Origin of the sequence: Streptococcus oralis, from assembly GCF_001578705.1 — a bacterium.
In the GTDB taxonomy this organism is placed as follows: Bacteria; Bacillota; Bacilli; order Lactobacillales; family Streptococcaceae; genus Streptococcus; species Streptococcus oralis_J.
This window is the reverse complement of the sequence record NZ_KQ969059.1, coordinates 1-259: the sequence shown is the minus strand read 5'-3', so window position 1 is coordinate 259 and position 259 is coordinate 1. Positions and strand designations below refer to the sequence as shown.

At 52.5% G+C, this 259-nt stretch carries 3 tRNA genes; all 3 read right to left on the bottom strand.

Annotated elements, in window-relative coordinates:
* Nucleotide 1 precedes the first annotated feature (1 nt).
* A tRNA-Phe gene (locus SORDD05_RS09725) sits at nt 2–74 on the bottom strand.
* A gap of 3 nt (nt 75–77) precedes the next feature.
* Nucleotides 78–151: transfer RNA gene (locus SORDD05_RS09720), tRNA-Met, on the bottom strand.
* 11 nt (nt 152–162) lie between these two features.
* A tRNA-Ser gene (locus tag SORDD05_RS09715) sits at nt 163–252 on the bottom strand.
* Nucleotides 253–259 lie beyond the last annotated feature (7 nt).

Genomic DNA, 259 nt, shown 5'->3' with positions numbered 1-259 from the left:
ATGGCGCGAGACGGAATCGAACCGCCGACACATGGAGCTTCAATCCATTGCTCTACCAACTGAGCTACCGAGCCAAATTGCGGGAGCAGGATTTGAACCTACGACCTTCGGGTTATGAGCCCGACGAGCTACCGAGCTGCTCCATCCCGCGTTAATAATAAAAGGAGGATGTGGGATTCGAACCCACGCACGCTTTTACACGCCTGACGGTTTTCAAGACCGTTCCCTTCAGCCAGACTTGGGTAATCCTCCAAAAATA